At 43.4% G+C, this 24,515-nt stretch carries 22 protein-coding genes; 3 read left to right on the top strand and 19 right to left on the bottom strand.

Annotated elements, in window-relative coordinates:
* Nucleotides 1-77 precede the first annotated feature (77 nt).
* On the bottom strand, nucleotides 78-1,481 hold the full coding sequence (locus ACLWMH_RS03910; RefSeq protein WP_411915440.1) for an MFS transporter: 1,404 nt from the start codon (nucleotides 1,479-1,481) through the stop codon (nucleotides 78-80).
* A gap of 237 nt (nucleotides 1,482-1,718) precedes the next feature.
* Here ACLWMH_RS03910 and leuS point away from each other — a divergent pair, with 237 nt between their 5' ends.
* From leuS to ACLWMH_RS03895, 3 genes are read left to right on the top strand one after another with little or no spacing between them, the layout of a single operon-like run.
* On the top strand, nucleotides 1,719-4,499 hold the full coding sequence (gene leuS, locus ACLWMH_RS03905) for a leucine--tRNA ligase (RefSeq protein ID WP_411915439.1): 2,781 nt from the start codon (nucleotides 1,719-1,721) through the stop codon (nucleotides 4,497-4,499).
* Nucleotides 4,500-4,552: 53 nt separating this feature from the next.
* Nucleotides 4,553-5,548: a YitT family protein gene (locus tag ACLWMH_RS03900; protein ID WP_411915438.1), complete on the top strand. Its 996-nt coding sequence runs from the start codon at nucleotides 4,553-4,555 to the stop codon at nucleotides 5,546-5,548.
* Nucleotides 5,511-5,945: a DUF2752 domain-containing protein gene (locus ACLWMH_RS03895; protein WP_411915437.1), complete on the top strand. Its 435-nt coding sequence runs from the start codon at nucleotides 5,511-5,513 to the stop codon at nucleotides 5,943-5,945. Before ACLWMH_RS03900 ends, ACLWMH_RS03895 begins: the two co-directional genes overlap by 38 nt.
* A 29-nt stretch (nucleotides 5,946-5,974) precedes the next feature.
* Here the strand turns inward: ACLWMH_RS03895 and ACLWMH_RS03890 are convergent, their stop codons facing one another.
* The 18 genes from ACLWMH_RS03890 to ACLWMH_RS03805 form a co-directional block, all read right to left on the bottom strand.
* Nucleotides 5,975-7,693, bottom strand: a complete 1,719-nt coding sequence (locus ACLWMH_RS03890) for a glycosyltransferase (RefSeq protein WP_411915436.1) — start codon at nucleotides 7,691-7,693, stop codon at nucleotides 5,975-5,977.
* The gene (locus ACLWMH_RS03885; RefSeq protein ID WP_411915435.1) at nucleotides 7,627-8,274 is read right to left on the bottom strand and encodes a DNA alkylation repair protein; all 648 of its coding nucleotides are present in this window, start codon (nucleotides 8,272-8,274) and stop codon (nucleotides 7,627-7,629) included. The genes ACLWMH_RS03890 and ACLWMH_RS03885 overlap by 67 nt, the downstream gene beginning before the upstream one ends.
* Nucleotides 8,275-9,096, bottom strand: a complete 822-nt coding sequence (locus ACLWMH_RS03880) for a purine nucleoside phosphorylase I, inosine and guanosine-specific (protein WP_411915434.1) — start codon at nucleotides 9,094-9,096, stop codon at nucleotides 8,275-8,277. It lies immediately after the preceding gene.
* Nucleotides 9,097-9,496: 400 nt separating this feature from the next.
* On the bottom strand, nucleotides 9,497-10,345 hold the full coding sequence (locus tag ACLWMH_RS03875; RefSeq protein WP_411915433.1) for a 3-hydroxybutyryl-CoA dehydrogenase: 849 nt from the start codon (nucleotides 10,343-10,345) through the stop codon (nucleotides 9,497-9,499).
* Nucleotides 10,346-10,370: 25 nt separating this feature from the next.
* The gene (locus tag ACLWMH_RS03870) at nucleotides 10,371-11,129 is read right to left on the bottom strand and encodes an enoyl-CoA hydratase-related protein (protein ID WP_411915432.1); all 759 of its coding nucleotides are present in this window, start codon (nucleotides 11,127-11,129) and stop codon (nucleotides 10,371-10,373) included.
* A gap of 91 nt (nucleotides 11,130-11,220) precedes the next feature.
* Entirely contained in the window at nucleotides 11,221-12,237 is a 1,017-nt protein-coding gene (locus tag ACLWMH_RS03865) for an electron transfer flavoprotein subunit alpha/FixB family protein (protein WP_411915431.1), read from the bottom strand.
* 5 nt (nucleotides 12,238-12,242) lie between these two features.
* Nucleotides 12,243-13,031: an electron transfer flavoprotein subunit beta/FixA family protein gene (locus ACLWMH_RS03860; RefSeq protein ID WP_411915605.1), complete on the bottom strand. Its 789-nt coding sequence runs from the start codon at nucleotides 13,029-13,031 to the stop codon at nucleotides 12,243-12,245.
* An 18-nt stretch (nucleotides 13,032-13,049) separates the two neighbouring features.
* Nucleotides 13,050-14,189: an acyl-CoA dehydrogenase gene (locus ACLWMH_RS03855; protein ID WP_411915430.1), complete on the bottom strand. Its 1,140-nt coding sequence runs from the start codon at nucleotides 14,187-14,189 to the stop codon at nucleotides 13,050-13,052.
* A 103-nt stretch (nucleotides 14,190-14,292) separates the two neighbouring features.
* Nucleotides 14,293-14,955 carry a 3-oxoacid CoA-transferase subunit B gene (locus tag ACLWMH_RS03850; RefSeq protein WP_411915429.1) on the bottom strand — a complete coding sequence of 221 codons (663 nt, stop codon included), beginning with the start codon at nucleotides 14,953-14,955 and terminating at the stop codon, nucleotides 14,293-14,295.
* A gap of 48 nt (nucleotides 14,956-15,003) precedes the next feature.
* Complete coding sequence (gene kamE / locus ACLWMH_RS03845; protein ID WP_411915428.1) at nucleotides 15,004-15,804, bottom strand: lysine 5,6-aminomutase subunit beta; 801 nt, start codon at nucleotides 15,802-15,804, stop codon at nucleotides 15,004-15,006.
* A complete protein-coding gene (gene kamD, locus ACLWMH_RS03840; RefSeq protein WP_411915427.1) occupies nucleotides 15,801-17,378 on the bottom strand; it encodes a lysine 5,6-aminomutase subunit alpha in 1,578 nt (525 codons plus the stop codon). Before kamD ends, kamE begins: the two co-directional genes overlap by 4 nt.
* Entirely contained in the window at nucleotides 17,365-18,777 is a 1,413-nt protein-coding gene (gene kamC, locus ACLWMH_RS03835) for a lysine 5,6-aminomutase reactivase ATPase KamC (protein ID WP_411915426.1), read from the bottom strand. Before kamC ends, kamD begins: the two co-directional genes overlap by 14 nt.
* Before the next feature lie 9 nt (nucleotides 18,778-18,786).
* Nucleotides 18,787-19,794: a lysine 5,6-aminomutase reactivase subunit KamB gene (gene kamB / locus ACLWMH_RS03830; protein ID WP_459349887.1), complete on the bottom strand. Its 1,008-nt coding sequence runs from the start codon at nucleotides 19,792-19,794 to the stop codon at nucleotides 18,787-18,789.
* Nucleotides 19,795-19,821: 27 nt separating this feature from the next.
* On the bottom strand, nucleotides 19,822-21,093 hold the full coding sequence (kamA, locus tag ACLWMH_RS03825; protein WP_411915424.1) for a lysine 2,3-aminomutase: 1,272 nt from the start codon (nucleotides 21,091-21,093) through the stop codon (nucleotides 19,822-19,824).
* 101 nt (nucleotides 21,094-21,194) lie between these two features.
* Nucleotides 21,195-22,238 carry an L-erythro-3,5-diaminohexanoate dehydrogenase gene (gene kdd, locus ACLWMH_RS03820; protein WP_411915423.1) on the bottom strand — a complete coding sequence of 348 codons (1,044 nt, stop codon included), beginning with the start codon at nucleotides 22,236-22,238 and terminating at the stop codon, nucleotides 21,195-21,197.
* Nucleotides 22,239-22,283: 45 nt separating this feature from the next.
* A complete protein-coding gene (gene kce / locus ACLWMH_RS03815; RefSeq protein ID WP_411915422.1) occupies nucleotides 22,284-23,108 on the bottom strand; it encodes a 3-keto-5-aminohexanoate cleavage enzyme in 825 nt (274 codons plus the stop codon).
* A gap of 56 nt (nucleotides 23,109-23,164) precedes the next feature.
* On the bottom strand, nucleotides 23,165-23,560 hold the full coding sequence (gene kal / locus ACLWMH_RS03810) for a 3-aminobutyryl-CoA ammonia lyase (RefSeq protein ID WP_411915421.1): 396 nt from the start codon (nucleotides 23,558-23,560) through the stop codon (nucleotides 23,165-23,167).
* Between the two features lie 12 nt (nucleotides 23,561-23,572).
* A complete protein-coding gene (locus tag ACLWMH_RS03805) occupies nucleotides 23,573-24,217 on the bottom strand; it encodes a CoA transferase subunit A (RefSeq protein WP_411915420.1) in 645 nt (214 codons plus the stop codon).
* Between the last annotated feature and the right edge of the window lie 298 nt (nucleotides 24,218-24,515).

The following is a 24,515-nucleotide window of genomic DNA, read 5'->3' as shown; positions in this document are numbered from 1 at the left end:
AAAGTTGTATCTGTGTTCTTTCTTTTTTATTTGCCACTATGAGCAAAGGTAATCAAAATCCGCATAATATAATGGGATTATTTGTGTTTTTCCTTTCTGCAAAATAATGAAGTAATCACACAAATAAGCATAAGAACAAGTGAGATCCTCATCACTGTATAGGTACTATGGGTTGTGTCAACTGAGGAGGTCCCCGGTATTAGTGTAGCTACAAGCATAGCCATGCTGAGACCGGTAGATTGACCGATTTGTCTCATAGAGGCAAGCATGGCAGAGGCAGTACCGGCTTTATCCTTGGATACAGATCCCATAAGCATAGACACATTGGGAGATAAGAAAACACCAAACCCACAACCCATACATAGTTCTGCCACAACAATATACCATATCGGTGTATGCTCGTGGATCAGAGCGAGCAATATAAACCCACACATCATAATAAAGCTTCCGATGAGTACTACTTTGTGTTCGCCTATTTTGTCACTCCAAATACCTGCGAAGGGAGAAAGTAACATCATAGCAAGTGGTTGACTCATAAGGACAAGACCGGTTAGGTGAGAAGGGAGGCCGGCTGAGCGTTGTAGCCAAAAGCTAAGCATGTAATTTACCGTAAAGTCTGCTCCATACGCAGCCCATGCGGCAAGAGAAGCCAACAGAAAGCGTCTATTGTGTGTCAATAGATCTGTAGCGAGTATGGCATTATCTCTATGCCTTTCGTAGACAAAAAACAGGATCAGTAAGATAATAGCTACTGGGAGCAACAGTCGGGGAAGGATATCCTGGACAGTCCCGGAGAATGGTTCCGTATATGCAGAAAGACGTGTCAAACCCAAGATAAGCAGCGCAATAGCCGGAATGTAAATAAATGCCCCTATGTAATCATAGTGCTTTTGAGGTGTTTCTGCTCTATTAGTATTCCACAGTCCGACAGCTCCTAACAGAGTACCAAAGGCAATAAGTCCCACAATAAGGAAGAGATACCTCCATCCTAAATAATTGATGATAAAGCCACCAAGGAGAGGACCAGCAAGTAACGAGAAAGAGACAGCACTTAGATTGATACCTATTACAAGCCCACGCTGACTATCCGGATAAGCTCGGGTCAGAATAGGAATGGCAGTAGCATAGATAAGCGCTCCTCCCACACCTTTGACAATGCGAAAAGTGAGTAAGAAGGGAAGAGAGTGTGCCATAAAACAGAATAGATTAGCAATAGAAAAGAGTAGCAATCCCAGAACAAATAGTGTGCCATGACTACGCCTATCTGCCATCTTGCCAAAAGGAATCAATAAGACTGCGCTAACGACAATATAGCTCAGAGCAATCCATCCGGTCATATAGTTATCAAGTGATAGCTCGTGGGCTATAGAAGGCAAAGCCACTTGTACGGACGTGGAAATAAATGGGTTAAGCATGGACGCAAGGGTAGTGAGGAGTAGAATCACCCTTGGCGAATAGTGTAACTTACATAGTATAGGCATAAAAACTATAATTGCGCAATTGTAATTGTTGCAGCAAAGGTAGCCTTTTATGAGACTTTGAATAACTTCTTAGCCTATGAGCATCATTCTCGGCAGCATACCTCTAAAGTAGGAAACAGGCTCCTTTATATTTCTTATCTCCTTTTTAGTTCTTCGTATCGTATTCGCCTAAAGCTATTGTGTTTCTATGCCGTGAAATAGCTACTTTTGCACTCGGTTAGCATAGGAAAGTGCACAATGGAGTATCGATTCAGTGAGATAGAAGCCACTATACAGGCAGCGTGGCGCAAAGAAAATATATACAAAGTAGAAGAAGATGCTGCAAAGCCGGCGTACTATGTCTTGGATATGTTCCCATATCCTTCCGGTGCTGGTCTTCACATGGGGCATCCATTGGGATATACAGCCTCCGATATTTTCGCACGCTACAAACGCCTTAAAGGCTTTTCGGTGCTCCATCCGATGGGATTTGATGCCTTTGGCCTTCCTGCAGAACAGTACGCTATCCAGACGGGGCAGCATCCGGCTGAAACTACTCGTATCAATAGTGAACGATACAGAAAGCAATTGGATCGAATAGGCTTTAGCTTTGATTGGTCAAGGCAGGTTGTAACTTCGGATCCATCCTACTACAAATGGACTCAGTGGGTTTTCTCTCGACTCTTTGAGTATTACTACGACACGAAAGAAGAAAAGGCAAAGCCCATCAAAGAACTAATAGCCCATCTTGAAAAATTTGGCACAAAAGGCTTGAATGCCTATTCAACCACAGCTCCGGAGATTGATAACGTCACTTGGAATCAATACGATGAAGCAGCTAAAAGTAACTTTTTGATGCATTACCGATTAGCTTACTTAGGCGAGTCAATGGTTAACTGGTGTCCGGAATTGGGCACTGTACTAGCAAATGATGAAGTAAGCGAAGGAATAAGCATACGCGGTGGATATCCTGTCATACAACGCAAGATGACTCAGTGGTGCCTGCGTATTTCTGCTTATGGAGAGCGTCTTTTGAAAGGATTGGAAGACTTAGAGTGGACCGATGCCCTAAAGGAAACACAGCGCAATTGGATTGGACGTTCTGAAGGTGCTGAATTACATTTCCAAGTACAAGGAACAGACAAAGACATTGCGGTATTCACTACCCGAATAGATACCATTTACGGAGTTTCTTTTCTCGTTTTGGCGCCCGAGCATGAATTAGTTGATACTATCACAACTGACTCTGCACGTGCTGAAGTGAACGCTTACATTGCAGATACCAAACGTAAGACAGAACGAGAGCGTATGGCAGATCGTCGCATCAGTGGAGCTTTTACAGGGGCTTATGCTTTACATCCACTAACAAGAGAAGCCTTGCCCATATGGATTGCCGACTATGTATTAGCAGGATATGGAACAGGAGCTGTAATGGCTGTAGCTGCTCACGACACACGAGACTTTGCTTTTGCTCGTCACTTCAACTTACCCATTCGCCAAGTAATTTGCGCTGATGGAGAAGAGCCTACGAGTACCTCGGGATGGGAGGATGCTCAAACTGCTAAAGAGGGGCATTTAGTAAATTCAGATCAATACAATGGTTTATCGGTAAAGGAAGCTACACAGCAGCTTTTGGATCTTGTTGAAGAGAAGGGTATCGGTAAGCGTCGCATTACCTATCGGTTGCGTGATGCGATCTTTAGCCGGCAGCGTTATTGGGGAGAGCCATTTCCTATTTACTACAAGGATCATATTCCCCATTTACTTTCTAACGATAAATTACCACTTGAATTACCCCCTATTGATAGCTACAAACCTACTAAAGAGGGCATTCCCCCATTGGGAAGGGCTAAAAACTGGTGTACGGAAGAGGGCTATCCCTTTGAGTTGAGCACTATGCCGGGCTTTGCCGGCAGCAGTGCCTATTACTTACGCTATATGGATCCGCACAACGAGGCTGCTCTCGTTGGGAAAAAAGCAAATGAGTATTGGCGGCATGTGGATCTTTATATAGGAGGTACAGAGCACGCTACAGGACACCTGCTATACAGTCGCTTCTGGTGCATGTTCTTGTATGACTTGGGCTTGGTTTGTGAAGCAGAGCCATATAGGAGACTGGTCAATCAAGGGATGATACAAGGAAAGAGTTGTTTTGTATATCGCATAAAGGATACTAACCGCTTTGTTACATTGTCCCAAAAAGATAAATATGAAACAACTGCTATTCATGCAGATATTAATCTAGTGAAAGATGGCTGCTTAGATATAGAAGCATTTAGAGCTTGGCGACCTGAATTTGAGAATGCTGAGTTTATTCTTGAAGCAGACAATACGTATCATTGCGGTACAGCTACTGAGAAGATGAGTAAGTCCATGTATAACGTGGTCAATCCTGATGATGTAATTGATCAGTACGGAGCTGATACGCTGAGACTTTACTTAATGTTTTTAGGACCGCTTGAGCAGAGTAAGCCTTGGGATACGAAAGGTATAGAGGGAGTACATCGCTTCTTAAAGCGTTTAATGGGTCTTTTTTGGAAAGATGAAGAATGGATAGTTACGAATGAGAAAGCCTCTTCTGAATCATACAAGACCCTGCATAAGCTTATTAAGAAAGTAGGGGAGGATATAGAATCCATTTCTCTTAATACAGCCGTGTCTGCCTTTATGATAGCACTCAATGAGCTTAGTGAGCAGCAATGTCATAGTACTGAGATATTGGAGCCTTTGCTTATCGTTCTCTCACCCTTTGCTCCTCACTTAACAGATTGGCTTTATCGAAAATTAGGATACGACAGCTCTATAGTGGTAGCTGAATGGCCTAAATATGATGAAAGCTTTCTTATAGAGTCTGAGATAACCTATCCGATTAGCTTTAATGGCAAAGTAAGATTCAAGCTCGCTCTGCCTGCTGATAGTAGCAAAGAGCAAATCGAAACTGCTGCACTGTCCTCTCCGGAAGCTGCTAAATGGCTTGAGGGAAAGACTCCCCGAAAGGTAATAGTAGTGCCCGGTAGAATAGTAAATATAGTGATATAGAGCAACCTTAACGACTAAATTGAAATAAAGGATAATACAATTTAATTCACAATATGGGAATAAGTACTAAGTTACCGTCAGAAAGCGGTTCTGCTTGGCGTGTGATACGCGAGCTTATCATTATCTTCATTGGCGTGGTTAGTTACACCTTTGGGTGGACTGCGTTCATTCTTTCTCAGAATATTACATCAGGTGGATTGGCCGGTGTTACAACAATTATTCAGTTAGCAACTAATATACCTGCCACTATTCCATACTACATTATCAATGGAGGACTTCTTATATTGGCTCTTGTTTTCTTGGGATGGAAGTTCTCTGTACGTACCGTGATTGGTGTTGGTATGCTATTTCTTACCATTCCTATCGGACAGGCACTCTTTACCGACCCGGTGGAGCAAGCAGTCGTGTATGAGAATATTTGGCCTTTTTTAAGAGAGTCTATACCTAATGTAGGTCCCTTACTTACTGAAACAGAGCCCTTCGCTGCGCTTATGATCGGTGCTGTGATGTGTGGTATCGGGTTAGGTTGCGTATTCTCTGTAAATGGTAGTACGGGAGGAACTGATGTGATTGTAGCTATTATCAATAAGTACAAAAACATCTCTTTGGGGCGTGCCATGATCATCGTAGATGCCATCATCGTAATATGCGGTAGCGTGGTTAGTCACTACTTTGGTCCTCAGTACGAGTGGTCTGAAGCACTTGGAAAGCTTGCTTTCTCAGTGGTAGAGATCGTAGTTACTGCCACTACTATGGACTTCTTCCTCAATAGTAACAAACAGAGTGTGCAGTGCTTTATCAGTAGCCTTAAATATGAAGAGATTAGCGATGCGATCATAAATCGTCTTCACCGAGGGTGCACCATAATTGAAGCACAAGGCGGCTATAGCAAGCAATCTGCCAAAGTGCTCATGGTAGTTGTACGGAAGAATATGCTAGTGCATATAATGGATATCGTTCGTGAAATAGATCCTAAAGCATTTGTTTCTCAAGCCGTAGTACACGGTGTTTATGGAGAAGGATTCGATCCGATCAAACGTGAGAAATAAGTGTAATCAACCCCAACAAATGAAAAAGATGCTCTTAGTAGCCACTATAGCTGCTTTGAGCATCTTTTTCATTTATATCTTATACAAGTATAATCCTTCTACTTCAGGATTCTATCCTCCTTGCCCTACTAAGTATTTACTGGGTATAGAATGTCCGGGGTGTGGCTCTCTTAGGGCTAGCCATGCACTGCTTCATGGGCGTATTGCCGAGGCGTGGCACCTAAACCCCATGCTACTTCTTACTATCCCTTTTATTCTTCTCCTTTTGTTTACAGGAATATTACGGAGTCATAATAGGGTACTGGACCTTATCTACAATAAGCTTAATAATCGTATTTCTCTAATTATAATTGCCTTCATCCTATTAGGGTGGGGCATTTTGCGAAACTTCCTGTAGCTTTTCCCCGATAGGCTCCTCAAGTGCTTTTAATTTGATACTTCACCATGTCGGGTAAGTATATCATCAATCAGTTGCTGATAATAATTGTAGAAATGAATCCAATCGGCTTGTGATGCCAACTTCTTTGCTTGCAATGCTATTTGTTGCTTTTGAGAGATAGTAGGAAGCATCTGAAAGTATTGTACTATATCGGCAACGAACTCTACAGCCTCAATATAGTTTTCATCATTACGCTCCACGACAGCAATACCTCTTGTCACATCTCCATTCGGTCTCCCCAATAGATCTGCCATTGCTAATCCAAAGCCTGACAAAGTGCTACTCACTGTAGGTACTCCTAATGCGATACTCTCGTGCGGGGTATATCCCCATGGTTCATAATAGGAAGGAAAAAGTGTCAGATCACAGGCAGAGACAAAATCATAATAGGGGATATTGAAAACACCATCATTCCCATCTAAATAGCAGGGTATAAAAACCGGGTAAATAGGTGCCTTTTGACCATTGACTTTACAGAAGCGGATCAAAGCCTGAGTCAGCGTATCAGAGTCTGCATGATGGAGCCAATGGGTCAGGAAAGGGCATTGCATAGATTCTCCCATATCGCTTTGCACATCCTGAAGCATTGCTCTTAAATCTCCACGAGGCATAGCGACCCAAGCAGGTATGGCAAAGATCATAACTAATGGCTTAGCGCACCTCTTAACACTTAAGCTATAGAGCATATCAATGACTACATCAAAGCCCTTGTTGCGGTATTCGTAACGTCCGGAAGTTAATACCAGTAAAGAGTCTTTAGGCAAGTCCACCCCATACAGAGTAGCTACCACCTTGAGGATCTCCTGCCTTATAGAGTGGTGCTCTCTTTCCAAACGGAGATAATCACTATCTGAAAAAAGAGGAAATCCATTGGGAAGCACTACAGGCTTACGGCCAATGAATTGTTGACACTCTTGCGCCGTTGTATCACTTACTGTCGCAAATTGGGTAGCAGTAAGAGCTGCTGCACGCTCTACGTAATGCTTTGCCTCTACATTAAGTTCTCGTGCCATTATATCGTTGTCATATTGCTCGAGGTAACGATAAAGCTCTTTCCCGTTACTTGCAATAGAGCGTCCTAATGTAGTGGCATGGGTTATAAAGATCGTGGGTAACGTAGGAGCTAAATGCTTCAGTCTGAGCAGAGCTCCACCCACAGTCCACTCATCGAAGATAGCCACCATGGGTCGCCTCTTATGGTAGTAAGTATAAAGAGAGGCTATAACCTCTGCTACGCGTAAAGAGAAGGATAGAGCTTCGGGGTAGTCACCAAATCCTTTATCGGAGGGAATCCCATATTGCTTCCATAGTTGATAGTAGAAATGATGAAGTTCCTCTTGTGGTACTGAATAATCAACTAGTAAAACGGGCGGATTAGCCGAAGTGCGCCATCTGCCTAATTTGAATTGAAAGGGTAGGACTGTTTGCTCTAACCACTCTTTAAGGAAGGGTATTTCACAGGCTTCAAAGCTATTTGATAACGCTTCCTCACTTTGCAAAGGCCCCACAAACAATACCTGTCCATCGTGGCGCTGCATCATCTCGGCAGCTCTACCCGACAAGACTGTGTGTATACCTCCAACTTTATTACAAACTTCCCATGAGGCTTCTATAATAAGAGTAGGGGTGGGAGTTACTGTCAATCTACTACTTCTGACAGCACGTTGCTCAGCCTCCTTAGTGTTTCCTTTTCGCTTATCGCCCATTGCTTCACATGCTCACTCATGAGCTCTTTTAGTTCTGTATATTCACTCAGCCGTACAAGAAAGTGCATGGAGGATTCATGTAATTCAGGATCATTCTCAATACGGATCAGTGCGCGCTCAAGTATAGATCTTTTGATTGGCATTTTGAGTAATGCTCTGCGTGCCAATGCATTGTAAGCAGCTTCAGATGCAAAAAGAATATTGCTTCTTAGTAGTGTATCTATTAAAGAATCAAAGCTTTCAGACGGAGCAATTAAATGATAACTAAGCAACTCTGCCTCTTCTCGTGAAGCAACTTTTGATAAAAGAGAAGTCAACTGCTGAACACCTAACTTATTCTGAGGGAAAAGCAGGATCCCTAACAGCCTCAGTTCACGCATTTTATGCTTCAGCAATTCGCTCGAAAGCTCTTCAGATGGTATGTACTGCTTTGCGAGGTCTCGAATCTGAGGTATAGAGAGCCCCATGATGTAGTCACATTCTGAGGCTCCTCTATAGCGCATCAAGGATGCCGTAGTGCCATCCATGCGTGCGCATACTGCCTTCTTTATTTCGATTAGTGTTGCCTCCGTCGTTTGCATCTACTCAATATGAGCAATAAGACCAAGGAAGAGAGTGGCCATACGTTCTCCGGCTGCATTAGCTGCGTCTATTACCTCTTGAGCATCATTTGTGTAGTTGCCATCAAAGTGCCATCCCTCATTGGTAATAACAGATATACCGAAAACCCGTATTCCGGCATGACGAGCCACTATAACTTCAGGCACTGTACTCATACCTATTGCATCACCCCCACCCAGTTGGTAGAAGCGATACTCTGCCGGAGTTTCATAGCTCGGACCGGTTAAACCCACATAAACACCCTTTTTAAGCTCTATACCTTCTTTTTGAGCGATTGCTTCTGCAGCGGCCATTAACTCACGATCATAAGCCTTGCTCATATCGGGAAAACGAACGCCGAAGTCGTCGTTATTCGGTCCAATTAGAGGATTAGGCATCTGGTTGATATGATCTCTGATCATCATCAAATCGCCCACATGAAAATTCGGATTAATTCCGCCTGCCGCATTCGAAACGAAAAGAATTTCCACACCCAACAACTTCATTACCCTTACAGGGAAAGTAACGATCTCCATTGGGTATCCCTCATAGAAGTGAAAACGACCTTGCATAGCAATTACCCACTTCCCTCCTAATTTGCCGATAATAAAGTTTCCCTTGTGACCAATAGCTGTAGAGCTGGCGAAGTGAGGTATCTCTGTATAAGGGATAATGGTACGTTCCTCTATTTTCTCTCCAAGCTCGCCCAACCCGCTACCTAATATAATGGCAATCTTAGCAGTATGTGGCATTTTACTGCGTATATATTCAGCTGCCTCGGTATAATAATTTTGTGGTATCATATCCATTAACCTATATCTATTACTTTCTTATTTTGTTACTACACAAATATAATGTTTTGTACTCAAGTAAACGTTATGTAGTGCCTCACTGTGAGGAAAATCTTCTTCTTTTGCGAGTTTCAAAACATCTGTACCTTTCTTTCCTAACATCTGTGCCTTTTCGCCAAAAGATCTGAATATTTGGTGGGAAAGTCATAGATCTTTTTTCTCATTTTAGGTTACTACCATGCCATATGAACTTTTGATTAAATAAGAGCACTGCACTTTCCTTACTATAGACTGAGTCTCCGGAAACATTGATTTCGAAATTTTGAGTAAGCCATAATATAATAAAAGGGGAGGGTAGCGACTTGGCTACTCTCCCCTTAGTCTAATCTTATTTGTACGATTTTACGCTACATTACTTGCGCGTATAGTCGTAAAAGCCCTGTCCTGTCTTACGTCCTAATTGACCGGCACGCACCATCTTACGGAGCAGGGGATGAGGACGATACTTACTATCGGAGAACTCAGTATAAAGTACTTCCATAATAGCTAAGCAAACATCCAACCCGATAAAGTCACCTAACTCTAATGGGCCCATAGGATGATTGGCACCTAACTTCATTGCCGTGTCGATCTCTTCAACTGAAGCTATTCCTTCAGCGTATACCCCTACAGCTTCGTTGATCATAGGAATAAGGAGACGATTGACTACAAATCCGGGAGCTTCATCTACAGTAACAGGAGTTTTACCCAACTCGTTGCAAAAAGCAATGGCCTTGTCCTGTACTTCCTGAGCTGTGCGACGACCGGATATAACTTCCACCAACTTCATCATGGGTACAGGGTTGAAGAAATGTAACCCAATGACCTTTTCGGGACGCTTTGTTTCGTTGGCAAGCTCTGTGATGCTCAATGAAGAGGTGTTTGTAGCCAAAATAGCATCTTCCTTAACGATGCCATCCAATTTGCGTAACTGATCTTTCTTGATCTCCATATCTTCAGAGAGCGCCTCGATAATAAGATCCGCATCAGCTACATCAGCAAAGTCCAGAGATGCCTTTATGTTAGCCAGATAGCCGTCTGCTGCTGTACGATCCATTTTTCCCTTTGTGACAAGCTTGTCAAAAGAGCTATTGAGACGCATCATAGCCTTATCCAATGACTCTTTCCTACGTCCCTTCATAACAACTTTGAAACCATGCTGTGCAATGCACTGTACGAGACCTTGTCCCATGGTTCCGTTTCCAATAACTGCTATTTTCATAATGCTTTATTAGTTAGTAATTAAATTAAAACTGTGGTCTTCTTTTTTCTAAGAAGGCACTCATACCCTCTTTTTGCTCCGGAGAGGCAAAAGCGAGTGCAAATAAATCGTTCTCAATGGAGAGAGCTGTATCAATATCGCTCTGTATGCCTCTATTGATAGCATCCTTAGCCAAACGAAGCGCAGATGGGGATTGTGCAGCAATTGACTGAGCCAATGCCATCGTCTGAGACATTAACTCATCATGAGGAACAACCCTGCTAATCAGACCAATGGCGAGTGCTTCATCAGCACGTATAATTCGAGAGCTAAAGATCAATTCTTTTGCCCGCTCTATACCTACAAGTCTTGGAAGACGCTGTGTACCCCCAAACCCAGGAGGTATTCCAAGCCCGGTTTCAGGTTGTCCCATCTTAGCTTTTTCCGAAGCGATACGCAGATCGCACGCCATTGCTAATTCGCATCCACCTCCCAAGCAGAACCCATTAATCGAAGCTATGACTACCTGAGGTAAAAGTTCGATCCTGCGAAATAGGCCGGCCCCTTTGCGAGCAAATGAAAGTGCCTCTTCGGGGGTATATTGTGCCATCTCCGCTATATCGGCACCGGCTACAAAACTACGATCCTCACCGGTAATGATCAGAACGGATATTTCTTGATTAGTAGAAAGCTCTTGAACCACCTTACTCAACTCATCCAAAAGAGTACTGTTAAGTGCATTAAGTGCTTCAGGACGGTGAATGGTAAGCGTTGCGATCTTTCCCTCGTTGTGTAACTGAATCATGCTCATGTCGCTTTGTTCTCTTAGCAGTTTGGGGTAAAATAAGAGTCCCCTTACGGAGAGATTTCCGAAAGGGGACTTAAACAATTGATGATTATTGAGCGTTCTTTTTGCTCAATTCACTACGCAAGCGCTCAGTAAGAAGGGGAACGATCTTGTGTAGGTCACCAACAACACCGAGATCGGCTACCTGGAATATGGGAGCGAACTTATCCTTATTGATAGCAATAATATAGTCAGACTCTTCCATACCGGCGAGGTGCTGAATAGCACCCGATATACCGATTGCAAAATATACATCAGGACGAACGGTTTTACCGGTTTGTCCAACCTGACGCTCATGACCTATGACACCGGCATCAACCATAGCACGAGAAGAAGATACCTCTCCTTGAATTACCTTGGCGAGCTCTTGGAGCTTCTCAAAGCCTCCATGTGTACCCACTCCGCGACCTCCGGATACAAGTACATTTGCTTCAGTGATGTCCACCATATTCTTGGTCTCCAACTCACGGCGTACCAAACGCACGTGGCTTTTAGACACGTCAAAGGGAACTTCAATCTTTTGTATTTCTCCTTTGCGTGTGGGATCAGACGGCTTACGACGCATCACTCCGGGACGTACAGTAGACATTTGAGGACGATGATCCTTACATACAATGGTAGCCATTAAGTTACCACCAAAGGCAGGACGAGTCATCATTAAGTTACGTTCCTCATTAATATCAAGTGATGTACAGTCAGCGGTAAGACCCGTATGCATACGAGCAGAGAGACGAGGTCCCAAGTCACGGCCTATTGTTGTAGCACCTAATAGGAAAATCTCCGGCTTAATTGTATTAATCACATGGCTTACAGCCTGTGCATAAGGCTCCGTGAGATAGTCCTTAAGTAACTCATTATCTACTACTATAACGCGGTCCGCACCGGCTGCGATCAATTCATCCGCCAATGGGGTTACACCGTATCCACAGAGTAGAGCGGTTACCTTTTCGTTGATTGATTGGGCTAGTTCCGTTGCTTTTCCTAAAAGTTCGAAGGCGACATTCTGGATAACGCCTCCACGCTGTTCGGAAAAGACTAAGATACCTTTATATTGTTCTTTATCCATGGCAATCAGAGGATGAATTTTTCTTTGAGTTTTTCTAATATGATATCAACTGCTTCTTCCGGAGTCACCTCGTCGTGAAGCGTACCCATAGCCTTTGCACCCTTAGTAAATGATTTCTTTACACTCGTGGGTGAACCCTTCAAACCTAAGCGTTCAGGGTCAACAGGGAAGCTATCAGCATCCATAACGAGTATTTCTTTGTCATAAGCTTCCATAATACCATGTACACTCATATAGCGAGGTTCATAGCCGGAAGCAAGGAAGGTGAGCATACAGGGGAAATCAACTTCTACGATTTCATGTCCCTCTTCTATGCCACGCTTCGCAGTAAGAAATTTATCTCCTTCTTTATACTTAACCTCCTCTACATAAGTAACCTGAGGCAAGTCAAGTTGCTCAGCAATCTGAGGCCCAACCTGTGCCGTATCTCCATCAATTGCTTGGCGACCGGCAAAGATCACATCGTAATCGAGCGTTTTAATAGCTTGTGAAAGGGTATAGCTGGTAGCAAGAGTATCGGCACCACCGAAACGGCGGTCGGTAATCAAAATACCCTTATCAACACCCATTGCAAACGCTTCATAAATAATAGCTTTTGCCTGAGGAGGTCCCATAGTAACACAAGTTACTTCTGCTCCATATAGATCTTTAAATATAAGAGCTTGCTCAAGAGCACCCTTATCATCAGGATTCATAATACTGGGGACTCCTTCACGAATCAAAGTACCCTTTACAGGGTCAAGTTTGATCTCAGTAGTATCAGGTACCTGCTTTATGCAGACTACAATTTTCATCATAGGGATTGTCTTCGTTTATTTAAGTATGTGAGCCGCAATCACCATGCGCTGAACTTCGCTGGTGCCTTCATATATTTCAGTAATCTTGGCATCGCGCATCATACGTTCCACCGGATACTCACGCGTATAACCATATCCACCATGGAACTGTACTGCCTTCACAGTCATTTCCATAGCTGTCTCAGCAGCAAAGAGCTTTGCTTCAGCTGCATCCATTGAGTAGGGTAACTGATTGTCTTTTTTCCATGCAGCCTTACGCACCAAAAGACGAGAGCAGTCAATCTTTGTCTGAAGATCGGCTAAAGTAAACTGCGTATTTTGGAAGGCTGAAATAGACCTACGGAATTGCTTACGTTCCTTTGTATACTTGATAGTTTCATCCATAGCTCCTTGAGCAATACCCAATGCCTGAGAAGCCACACCGATACGACCACCATCAAGAGTCTTCATAGCAATCTTAAAACCGGCACCTACACGACCGAGCAGATTTTCCTTCGGTACGATACAGTTCTCCATAATCAGCTCGCATGTAGCTGAACCACGGATACCAAGCTTTAATTCCTTCTTACCAATTGAGAAGCCGGGCATATCTTTCTCGACGATGAAAGCAGAGATACCCTTATTGCCAAGGCTCTTGTCGGTCATTGCAAAGATTATGTACACATGGGCATACTCGGCATTGGTAATAAAAATCTTATTTCCATTGAGCACCCAGTGATCATCTTCCTCTACAGCAAAAGTTTGCTGAGCACTTGCATCAGTTCCCGCATTAGGTTCTGTAAGACCGAAAGCGCCGATCCACTCACCGGAAGCGAGTTTAGGTAGATACTTCTGTTTTTGTTCTTCAGTACCATGCTCTAAGATTGGTGCGCAGCACAACGAAGTATGTGCCGATACTATAATGCCTGTAGTAGCACAGACACGACTTAGCTCTTCGACACACATGGAGTAGATCTGATTAGTTCCACCTTGTCCTCCGTACTCTTTGGGAATAGGAATACCCAAGAGTCCGATTTTAGCCATCTTACGAACGGTTTCTATAGGAAACCGCTCCTCTTCATCAACGGTGGCTGCTAAGGGCTTTACTTCCTTTTCTGCGAAAGCAGTAATCATCTGAAGGAAGAGAAGCTCCTGTGGGGTTTGTGAAAAATCCATTGTTCTTTACTATATCTATATAATCAAATATTGTTCAATTCCAACTCTCCGTATACAACTGAGAGGAGACGATTAGGTGTTCCTTACTCGTTTCAACAGAAATTTACTGACGCATAGGCTTCAGATCACTTGCAAAGGTAAGCGTTGCTTCTGTATTAGCAATCACATCTTCGCGAGAAAACTCCGGATTAAGCTCTGTGACTACCAATCCTTCACCCTTACGCACCTCAATAACACACATTTCTGTGATGATCAGATTTACTTGTCCTTTGGCTGTAAGAGGTAAACGGCATTTTTTTAGAATCTTGGCACGCCCCTTTGCTGTGTGTTCCATAGCAAGGATTACCAACTTTGTCCCATCCAATAGGTCCATTGCACCTCCCATACCGGGAGCCATCTTTCCGGGGATGATCCAGTTTGCTAAATCGCCCTCTTCATCCACCTCCAATGCACCAAGGATACTGACATCTACGTGTCCACCCCTAATTAAAGCAAATGAAGTGGCACTATCAAATGTAGCTGCACCCGGAACAGCTGTAATGTATCCACCTCCGGCATTAGTCCATATGGCTTCTTCCTTTCCTTCTTCCGGTGTCGGGCCCATCCCGATCATACCATTTTCGCTTTGCAGCATTACATGCACTCCTTCCGGAAGGAAAGAGGGAATCATAGTCGGTAAGCCAATACCAAGGTTCACTACGTCACCGTCCTTAAGCTCAAGCGCTGCACGACGGGCTATCGTTTCTCTAATTTGTGTTTTGTCCATGGCGTTATAATGTTTTACTAGTTCTTACTACTACTTAGTTCTAAATCTCTAATTCTGTGCTTCTGCTTGCTTTCGTCGATCAAACTCTTGAGCAATATAAGAAGCAACGTCATCAGCAAAGGTATTGGCACCGAAACCGGCATCATAGCCAAGTTCTTTAGCCAATTCATGGGTAATACGGGGACCTCCACAGCATAAGATCATCTTATCTCGTATGCCTTCTGCTTCCATTAATTCGACCAAATTAGTGAGGTTCTGTATGTGAACATCCTTCTGTGTCACTGTCTGTGAGACAAGCATTACATCTGCATTGTACTCAAGAGCTTTAGCAATAAAGTCCTCATTAGGTACTTGGCTGCCCAGGTTCAAAGCGTCAATCATTTCATAACGCTCTAACCCATAATGCCCAGCAAAGCCTTTCATATTCATAATAGCATCAATACCAACCGTATGGGCATCGGTGCCGGTACTTGCCCCAATAACCTTCAGTGGACGACCAATATGTGTTTTGATGAATTCGTCCGTTTCTGTCATGCTCCAAGTGGTAGATTCCACTTTCGGCACGTAGATATCGGCATAATTAACCGTATGTGTACTATTTCCGTAACAATTAAAGAAGGTAAAACCCTTGGTAAGTTCCTTATAAAAGACCACCATAGGATTTGTAAATCCCATTTCCTTAAGCAACAGCTTAGCTGCCTCTTCAGCTTCAGGCCCAGGCACTACAGGAAGAGTAAAGCTCAGTTGTACCTTCCCATCATTCATTGTATCTCCGTAGGGCTTGACCTTAGTTAAATCTAACGTTTGGTCAAAGTCCTTTTCTTCCATGGAGTATAGACCACCACTCATAACTTCTCTTCCTTTCCTTTAAAGTAGTTTTGCATTAAATCTATAATGGGGTTGTAGTATCTATCTCCCTTTCTGGTGACCCCGTTAAGTCCTTTACCTCCATCAATAGGTCGCTTAATGTCGGCAAAAAGCCCCTTAGATAGGGCAGTGAATAAACCGGTCTCCTGTATATCATTTAGAAGGGTTACCGTTTTATCCAATACCAATTGAGCTCTCTGTTGAATAAGCCCTCCTTCTTTAAAGTACATCTCGTCCCCAATAGAGCGCATATTATTGAAGATGTAGCGAGCATTCTCGATTGAAAGATATCGGTCACTCATAAAGGGGGTATGTATCGCCTCTGTAGGCATTCCTAAGAGTTGTATCCCCTGATGCGTCCAAATACCGATTATATTGAAGAGAGCATCTTGTATGTGACCTCTGAATATATTCCCTGTCATAAACTTCGTAGGAGGCATGTATTTGAGAGTTGCCTTGGGGAAGATCTCTCGAGTCATGGTAGCTTGTGCTAATTCGTAAAGGAAGCCATTTTCTAACATAGGATCCATTTCAAAAGCATGTCCCAGCCCCATTTGTTCCTCCGGAAGTCCAGCTTTAATAGCCAACTGTTCGTTGATGAAGTCACTCGCTAATACAGTATGAGCCTCCTCTACAGCATCGGCTGTTGTGAGATAATTATCCTCACCTGTATTGATTATAACACCGGCAAATGCATTGATTGTCCTACTCATGTACTGGTCAACCAATGTACGCTGCATGTTGATATCACGGAAGAGAATGCCGTAAAGAGCATCGTTGAGCATCACATCCAGTCCCTCGAATGCTCCCATAATGGCTATCTCCGGCATACAAAGTCCGGAACAGTAGTTGCAGAGACGTATATAGCGTCCTACCTCCTGTCCAACTTCATCCAATGCCTTACGCATTATACGGAAGTTCTCCTGTGTAGCAAACGTACCGCCAAAACCTTCTGTGGTAGCACCATAGGGGACATAGTCAAGCAAGCTCTGGCCAGTAGTACGGATAACAGCGATAATATCTGCTCCTTGTCGGGCGGCTGCCTGTGCTTGAATCACATCTTCGTATATATTTCCCGTTGCTACAATAACGTAGAGGTAAGGTTGTGGTCCCTCTCCTACATTCTTAATAAAGTTCTCACGACGTCTTCTACGCGTAAGGATATGATTCATGCCCTCGTCGATATAAGGCTTAAGAACACTCTCAATATTCCTCTCTGACAAAGCAGGAAAACTTCTTAAATCAATTTTCCCATCGTCTACACCTTCAGCAATTTGCTGTGGCGTGAGCCCTGTGGCCTTCATCGTATTGGCAATATAAAAGAGTGCTCCATTTGAGAGCATGCCGTTCTCCATTAAGAAATTGACCAATACATTAGGCAGAGGTACTCCGTTGTTATTTATACCGTCAATACCCAAAAAACGACAGAGGGTGCGCTCCACCGTTACCGTTGTATGAGCATCTACAAATTCTTGGACTTCATTTGCTATCGCTTCAGAAGCTTTGCGCGCTTCTGCTACTTTAGCGAAGTCTATACCTACTTTACTCTCTCCCATCAATTAAAATATCTTGTTCTATACAGTATCTACAGTTGTCTAATAATTCTTTATCTACCCCGAGAATCTCCGCAATACGGAGAGCTTCACGCGGTGTGCTTTCACTTTCTTCCTTTACCAAACTATAATCAATATAGCTATTAAGATTAGCAACCTTTAATGGCTGCTTGAGATTCTCTTCTATAAACCCTTTTATACGCAATCGATTAGCCTCACCTCGAATACCACTGTAGTGAGTCGTAATAATAGCGCATGTATTGTACTTCGCAAAAAAGGCAACTAACCCTTCTACTATGGCACGCCCTTCAAGCGGATTAGTAGTGCGCGCAGCTTCATCTATCAATAAAAGGAGAGGAATACCTGTTTTAGCCTTCTTTGCCATCTTGCTCAACCTAATCATTTCCCCTCCAAAGCTGGAAAGTCCCTTTGATTGATCCGATGCATCATCCATTGACAGCATCACTTCCTCCACTAAGGAAAGCTCTACATGCTCAGCGGGAACAAAGAAGCCATACTGCAACAGCATTTGCACTAATCCGATAGTGTGGAGTAAAACACTTTTTCCTGCCATATTGGCACCTGTAATAATCGTTGGAAAAGCACCAAAGGAGATGTCAACAGGTTGAAAATCTACATTCTTTCGTGAAAGGAAAAATTTCACCTCAGGATTGACTATACCTTGCAGAGAGCATAGCCCCTTTTCAATCACAATAGGTTTAGTTGCTGTATTTTCAATGGCCCAATGTGCCTTTGCAATAAAAAGGTCCATTGATGCAAGTGCCTCTAAGGCTTCGGATAATGGAGTGGAGTAGGGGCGTAACTGCTCCGTAAGAACTCTTCTGACCCGATCCTCTTCCTGTGCTACCAAAAGAGCTATCCGCTCCAGCTCTTCGTTGCTATTAGCTGCTTCTTGCTCCTTACGGAGTCGAGCTAATTCATCGCTATATTTGTCCGACAAATAAAAGCCCGGAAGTTCTTCATGATCAATATCCAAAATTGATAAAACTTCTTTCAGAGAAGGGAGAGGCAGTATGTCAATGTTAGCTTCCGTTACTCTCTTAGTTACCTTACTCTCTATAAGGGCTAAGTTTTTTAATTCAAAAAGATCTATATCGCTTACTGAAGCATCTGGGTTCTGCAATACCCCGATAGTAGCCTCTATCGACCGTAGATCTCGCAAAACATAAGCGATATCTTCAAGTACAGACTTCTTATCCGACACTGAAAAATATTCAATTAGACGCTCCGTAGTGTCGTGTATTACCTTTATTTCCGATATAGAGGTAATCCACTTTTGTCCATATAATTGAAGCCGCCCTGCGGAAGAGGATAAAGCCAATGAATCCACTACAAAACGTAATGGAGAAAACCATTTCATTGTATCGCTAAGTTGCTTCATAGGGCTTACTTAAGATATCTGTTTTACGTCATATACAGGCATATTCAATGCCTTCTCTAAACGAGCACACATCTCGCCTGATTTAAGCCGGTACCCGGTTGGAGATAGTGGATTAAATGTAACAGCTATGAGTTTTGTCGCATAACGAACAGCTAACTCTTTACCCGAATTAAGAAAAGAGCTTACCGCTAACGGAGAAGCAAAGAAATGCGTAAAGTCCTTTGCAATCAAACAACGAAGTTTCTTTAATCCCTTTAGGGTATTCATCATACGATCGGTAACAACGCCTGCTATGTAGATGGCTTCAACATCGCGAAGCCAAGCGGCTTTTTCCCAAGTTTCACCTAATAGAGCTGATGAGGTCCCCAAAGACAACCACCCATCTTGATCCGTATAATACCAAAGATCCTTACTATCTGCATCAATTAATTCCGGCAGGGAATATTCATCAAGACTAATTAAGCGATGAAGTGCTTGAGTATCCCTAATCAGCTTATCAGGTTGAGCAGAGTATGCCGCACCTGTTGCTAAGATAACTCCCTCAGCTACGCTGGGGGAAGCTAAACTCATACGCGCTAAAGCTCCATCAATAATGGTTAGGTCTACTCCATAATTTCTCATTTTCTTAATGAGATATCGCAAGCCACCGGTTGTGGATGGACCAGCCAACAACACCTTTCCTTTGCCGCGAGCTTTTGCATAGATAGCACGTCCTATTGAAGTTAAGTAACGATAATCTATATCCAAAATCTCTGAAGGAACCTGTTTCGTCAGATAGTATTTCTCTGCTGTAACGAATATTGTGCCTGAGCGTAGAAATATCTCCGGCTTATCTGTCTGTGTTACTTGATCTCTTTTCTCACCATCAATGCCTATTGAGGTCAAAGCAATGGAGAGCTCGGAATAGTCGGCAAGGCGAGAGAGCACATAGTTAAGTGTCTCTGTCTTGCCAGTATTCTTAGCCATTCCAACAATTGCCAAACTGCTCAGCTTAGCAATATCTGCTACAAAAGGCATTCTTAAGCGAAATCTTTAAACACTCCCTTATTTATTCTCCTTCTGCATTGCCTCACGGCGTTTGCGGTTACGCTCATGCCTTAGGAGACCTTGCGGTTCTAATGCAAGCTGTTTCCCAGCTAATAAAGAAGCGACTCCATCTTGGCGTTCCTTCTCACACTCAGGACAATGACACTCAGAAACATAGTTCCTCGGTTCAGTGTACGTAGTGATGACCCCTTCGAAATTGCGCAACACAACGTGATTAGGGCCTTGAGAAACCACATAATTAGGCATTACGGGTATTTTTCCACCACCGCCTGGAGCATCTACTACAAAGGTCGGCACTGCAAACCCGGAGGTATGCCCACGGAGATTTTCCATAATTTCAATTCCCTTGGAAACAGGAGTACGGAAGTGACCAATGCCACGAGACAAGTCGCATACATATATATAGTAGGGACGAACACGCATCTTCACCAACTCATGCACCAGATGCATCATGATGTGAGGACAGTCATTGATTCCTCTCAAGAGTACAGACTGGTTGCCCAATGGTATACCGGCATTAGCCATACGTTCACAAGCCGCCTTAGACTCTGGCGTAACCTCATTGGGGTGATTGAAGTGTGTATTGAGCCAAACCGGATGATACTTTTTAATCATATCAACCAATTCTTGCGTTATCCGCTGAGGCATTACAACAGGTGTGCGGCTTCCGATTCTGATGATTTCAACGTGAGGTATAGCTCTGAGCCTTTGGAAAATATACTCAAGGGTACTATCCGGTACCATCAGAGCATCCCCACCGGAAAGTAATACATCACGCACTTCAGGGGTACGCTCTATATACTCAATGGCTTTATCGATACGCTCACGAGGAGAAGAAGCATCCTTCTGTCCTGCAAAGCGACGACGTGTACAATGCCTGCAATACATAGAGCACATGTCCGTAATAAGGAAAAGCACTCTATCTGGATAACGATGTGTTAAGCCTGGGACAGGAGAGTCCTCATCTTCACTCAGTGGGTCTAATTGATCCTCCGGAGAAACAATAAGCTCATTAGCCGTCGGTATAGACTGCATACGGACAGGATCGTTAGGATCATCAGGATTGATCAAGCTTAGATAGTAAGGCGTAATAGCCATACGAATCGTCTTGAGTGACTCGCGTACTCCTTCCTCTTCCTCCGGTGTAAGCTTAACTAGTTTCTTTAGTTGCTCTAAAGTCTCTATGCGATTTCGTACTTGCCAATGCCAATCATTCCAATCTTCATCACTGACATCAGGGAAATAGTACTTTCTTCTACTTTCTGTCATCTTTTTCCAACCTTATTTTGAATTACGCTACATAAAAGCGAGAGGGGAGAGAAGTAGAGTGACTCAAAGAACACTCATTTCTTCTCTCTCCTTTTCTTCTTTTATGCGTATAATTCTGTGAAAATATCACGCAGTTTTTGGCTCTCTCTTAGCTCCTGAAGGGTAATTTCTGCGTGTCCTTTCGTATATCCGTTACCGATGATCATTGTAACGTCACTGCCAACTCCTTCAGCTCCCAAAGCAGCCTTTGTGAAGCTTGTGGCCATTGAGAAGAAATATACTATACCGGTATTTTTCGTACAAAGGATACTGGTCATCTCAGTATCTGTAATATTGACGTTATTGATCGTAACATCACACATCTCTCCATTAGTCAAACGGCTGATTTCCTCCATAACAGGTACGGGCTGAGTTGCATCAGCAGAGAAGACAACATCACAGAAGCCGAGCTTCTTCATGCGGTCAGTACTACGCTGAGAGTGGCACAAGCCAATTACCTTTCCTGTAACTCCGGCACGTTTCTTTGCTTCGTAGCAGCATAGCATACCACTCTTTCCTCCAGCACCAATGATCAATACCGTGTCACCGGGCTTTACCAGTTTGGCAGTTTGAGCAGGAGCCCCAGCTACGTCTAATGCAGACAAAGCTAACTTCTCAGGTAGATCACTTGGGATCTTAGCATAGATACCACTTTCAAACAGGATAGCCTTACCATCGATATCTACTTGATCTACATCTGCACGGATTTCTTTTATCTTGTCAATTCTAAGTGGGGTAAGCGATAAAGATACTAATGTAGCTATCTTATCGCCCTCCTTCAAATCAATTTTACCCTTCAAAGCATCACCGATCTTTTCAACCGTACCCAAAAGCATACCGCCTGAACCGGTCACCGGATTACGATGTTTTCCTTGCTTAGCAACGATGTCAAGCGTTATTTCAGCGATTTTTTTCTTATCACCACCTGCTTGCTCTTGAATCTGTGTGAAGCTTGCAGAGTCTATGTTAAGCGTCTGTACATCAATGAGTATCTCGTTGTCATAGATCTCATCCATGTTATTATCTATCCGTTTAGCAGGTTGGGGTAGTACCCCGGTTGGTTCTAGCACACGATGAGTGCCGTATTTGTTGCCTTTTTTTTGCATAAAATGCTGTTTCTACGTACTTATTATAAATCTATACTTTAACTCTTATTTTTGGGGAAGTGACAAGATGCGCCGTGCTTCTGCCGGAGTAGCGATTTCACGTCCAAGCTCATTAGCCATACGCACCACCTTTGCTACTAACTCACCATTGGATTTGGCAAGGACTCCCTTAGACAGATAGAGATTATCCTCAAATCCCACACGTACATTTCCTCCCATAGCAATAGCAGCCATAGCGAGAGGGAATGCATGACGCCCAATACCGGTAGCCGTCCAAGTGGAGCCCTCGGGAATATTGCGCACAAGCCAAGCAAGGTTTTCTGTGGTAGCTGGCGTACACCCGAACACCCCTAATACAAAGTTAAATTGCATAGGGCCGCCAGGTACTTCACCCTTTTGTGCCAAGCGCAAAATAGTATCTAGATGTCCCATTTCGAAGCATTCGTACTCGGGCTTGATGTTATTCTCTAACATGCGTTTTCCAAAAGCACGCATCATAGGAACAGTATTCTCAAATACTTCATCTCCGAAGTTACATGTACCACAATCCAAAGTAGCCATTTCGGGGAAGAGCTCAGTAGGCTGCAAACGTTCTTCTGCACTCATTCCTACAGCACCTCCTGTGGAGGGGATAACGATTACATCAGGTACCTCCTTATATATAGCATCCAACACAACTTTGAAGCGTTCTTTACTTTGCGTTGGGGTGCCATCATCCTCACGCACATGAACGTGGATCACAGCTGCTCCGTTGTCGTAGGCAGATTTAGCCTCACGCACCATTTCTTCAATGGTATAGGGAACAGCCGGATTTTGTTCTTTTGTCACTTCTGCACCACATATAGCAGCAGTGATAATTAGCTTTTCCATTATCCTACTAATTTAAGTGATTAATCAACCTTATAAACAAGAATCAAGACTCCTTGTTACCCATTTTTTCTTTGGTTCTTCTTCGGAACCACGCATGTACCGGTAGCACGGCATACGACGATAGGCTCTTCAAGCACATCAGCCGCTGAGTCGCAGATATCGGGACGAGGAGCTATAACCTTGCGGGCTTCAAAGGTCATCTTACGAGATGTATTTCCTACATGAGTAATCTCTCCAACAGCCTCTATGTAGTCCCCGGAAAATACAGGAGCCAAGAATTCAACTGAATCATAGGCACAAAACAGTCCCTCATCCCCATCCTGGATAATCAGTAGCTCAGTAGCTACATCACCAAAAAGCTGGAGCATGCGAGCGCCATCTACCAAATTGCCCCCATAATGAGCATCAGCTTGAGACATTCTCAAGCGTATCTTAGAAGTCGGGTTTGCCATATTTATTATCAATTATTCTACAATCCAAGTTACTAATATTGAGGGAACATGAACGGCTTCGGGCGAAATTGCGCCAACCGGAACTTTGTGTTCTATTTCCACAGCAACTTTATCGGCAGCCATAGCCATGAGTGGCTGAAAGTTTTGAGCTGTGCCCTTGAATACCAAGTTGCCGATTTCATCGCCCTCTTGTGCCTGAAGAAAAGCGAAGTCAGCATGTAGTGGCTTCTCTAAAAGATACTCCTTCCCATCAACTACAATCTTCTCTTTTCCTTTTTCCACATCAGTGGCCAAACCGGTACGAGTAAGCACACCGCCTAGTCCGGCTCCCGCTGCTCTAATGCGCTCTGCCAAAGTGCCTTGTGGGGAAAATTCTACCTCCAAAGAGCCTTCGTTCATTTGCTGCCCGGTCAGTGGGTTAGTGCCAATGTGTGATGCAATGAGTTTTTTTACAAGCTTCTTCTCAATCAACCTTCCGCAACCGCGATCCGGATATGAAGTGTCATTTGCTATCAGCGTAATATCTTTTACTCCGCTTTCTATAATAGCATCTATGATGTGTGCAGGTGACGAGTTGTTGAGAAAACCGCCTACCATAATTGTCATTCCATCGAAGAAATGCTTTTTTAACTCATCTACTGTGATACTTTTTTTCATGGAAATATACCTTTTGTTACTTACTACGTTTTCCTTACGTTTCCCTATGTTGTGTGACAAAAAGAGTACATCTAAACTGACGCTTATGTCAACACATACTACGAACACCGGCAAAATAAGCCTGTATTCTGTACTAAGACCTGGCTTACAAGCCAAAATCCTCAGTGTCGCAAAGTTAACACAAAGTTATCGCAAATACAAGAAGAAAGACCTGCCTTACATGATTTAAGAGATGCGGAATATATACATATTGATAGGGTAGACAGAGCTTCATTTTTATCTCGAACCGGATACCATT

It is taken from the genome of Porphyromonas miyakawae (assembly GCF_045865415.1).
GTDB classification, from domain to species: Bacteria; Bacteroidota; Bacteroidia; order Bacteroidales; family Porphyromonadaceae; genus Porphyromonas; species Porphyromonas miyakawae.
Note: the sequence above shows the minus strand (reverse complement) of the source record. Positions and strands in the feature narration are given on the sequence as shown.

Excerpts from the sequence above, each read along its gene's own strand:
- ACLWMH_RS03890 (WP_411915436.1), bottom strand. The coding sequence starts at position 7,693 with ATGGGCGATAAGCGAAAAGGAAACACTAAGGAGGCTGAGCAACGTGCT.
- kamB (WP_459349887.1), bottom strand. The coding sequence starts at position 19,794 with ATGCCTTTTGTAGCAGATATTGCTAAGCTGAGCAGTTTGGCAATTGTT.
- ACLWMH_RS03870 (WP_411915432.1), bottom strand. The coding sequence starts at position 11,129 with ATGATTCAGTTACACAACGAGGGAAAGATCGCAACGCTTACCATTCAC.
- kamE (WP_411915428.1), bottom strand. The coding sequence starts at position 15,804 with ATGAGTGGTGGTCTATACTCCATGGAAGAAAAGGACTTTGACCAAACG.
- kdd (WP_411915423.1), bottom strand. The coding sequence starts at position 22,238 with ATGCAAAAAAAAGGCAACAAATACGGCACTCATCGTGTGCTAGAACCA.
- ACLWMH_RS03855 (WP_411915430.1), bottom strand. The coding sequence starts at position 14,189 with ATGGATTTTTCACAAACCCCACAGGAGCTTCTCTTCCTTCAGATGATT.
- ACLWMH_RS03805 (WP_411915420.1), bottom strand. The coding sequence starts at position 24,217 with ATGAAAAAAAGTATCACAGTAGATGAGTTAAAAAAGCATTTCTTCGAT.
- ACLWMH_RS03865 (WP_411915431.1), bottom strand. The coding sequence starts at position 12,237 with ATGGATAAAGAACAATATAAAGGTATCTTAGTCTTTTCCGAACAGCGT.
- ACLWMH_RS03860 (WP_411915605.1), bottom strand. The coding sequence starts at position 13,031 with ATGAAAATTGTAGTCTGCATAAAGCAGGTACCTGATACTACTGAGATC.
- ACLWMH_RS03880 (WP_411915434.1), bottom strand. The coding sequence starts at position 9,096 with ATGATACCACAAAATTATTATACCGAGGCAGCTGAATATATACGCAGT.
- kamC (WP_411915426.1), bottom strand. The coding sequence starts at position 18,777 with ATGAAGCAACTTAGCGATACAATGAAATGGTTTTCTCCATTACGTTTT.
- kal (WP_411915421.1), bottom strand. The coding sequence starts at position 23,560 with ATGGCAAACCCGACTTCTAAGATACGCTTGAGAATGTCTCAAGCTGAT.
- ACLWMH_RS03850 (WP_411915429.1), bottom strand. The coding sequence starts at position 14,955 with ATGGACAAAACACAAATTAGAGAAACGATAGCCCGTCGTGCAGCGCTT.
- leuS (WP_411915439.1), top strand. The coding sequence starts at position 1,719 with ATGGAGTATCGATTCAGTGAGATAGAAGCCACTATACAGGCAGCGTGG.
- ACLWMH_RS03910 (WP_411915440.1), bottom strand. The coding sequence starts at position 1,481 with ATGCCTATACTATGTAAGTTACACTATTCGCCAAGGGTGATTCTACTC.
- ACLWMH_RS03875 (WP_411915433.1), bottom strand. The coding sequence starts at position 10,345 with ATGAAAATAGCAGTTATTGGAAACGGAACCATGGGACAAGGTCTCGTA.
- kamA (WP_411915424.1), bottom strand. The coding sequence starts at position 21,093 with ATGACAGAAAGTAGAAGAAAGTACTATTTCCCTGATGTCAGTGATGAA.
- kce (WP_411915422.1), bottom strand. The coding sequence starts at position 23,108 with ATGGAAAAGCTAATTATCACTGCTGCTATATGTGGTGCAGAAGTGACA.
- kamD (WP_411915427.1), bottom strand. The coding sequence starts at position 17,378 with ATGGGAGAGAGTAAAGTAGGTATAGACTTCGCTAAAGTAGCAGAAGCG.
- ACLWMH_RS03885 (WP_411915435.1), bottom strand. The coding sequence starts at position 8,274 with ATGCAAACGACGGAGGCAACACTAATCGAAATAAAGAAGGCAGTATGC.
- ACLWMH_RS03900 (WP_411915438.1), top strand. The coding sequence starts at position 4,553 with ATGGGAATAAGTACTAAGTTACCGTCAGAAAGCGGTTCTGCTTGGCGT.
- ACLWMH_RS03895 (WP_411915437.1), top strand. The coding sequence starts at position 5,511 with ATGGAGAAGGATTCGATCCGATCAAACGTGAGAAATAAGTGTAATCAA.